Here is a 232-nt window from a genome sequence, read left to right as displayed (position 1 = left end):
GCTCACCAACGTGGCGTTGCTCCAGCTCCTGGAGAAGTGGCAGCAGGTCAGCGGCTGACCCCCTGTACTCGCTTGGGTAGCCTCCGGCCTTCGTTTGAGTGAGTTTTCCAGCCTCAGTCAGCTTTTCAGCCCACCGATAGGCGCCAGATTCCCAGACGGCCAGCGTGTCTTCACGTTCGCCCGGCTCAACGTAGACCCTGATCCACCAACTCATTCGGCATCTCCTACCAGT

Annotated in this window: 1 protein-coding gene; it reads right to left on the bottom strand. The window is 59.9% G+C overall.

Annotated elements, in window-relative coordinates; all coding sequences use genetic code 11:
* Positions 1–214 (bottom strand): hypothetical protein (locus GHO25_RS26430; protein WP_218581109.1); only part of this gene is annotated, 214 nt, incomplete at its 3' end.
* Positions 215–232 lie beyond the last annotated feature (18 nt).

Source organism: Pseudomonas sp. FSL R10-1350 (assembly GCF_009600525.1).
GTDB classification, from domain to species: domain Bacteria; phylum Pseudomonadota; class Gammaproteobacteria; order Pseudomonadales; family Pseudomonadaceae; genus Aquipseudomonas; species Aquipseudomonas helleri.
This window is presented reverse-complemented; position numbering and strand designations above follow the sequence as displayed.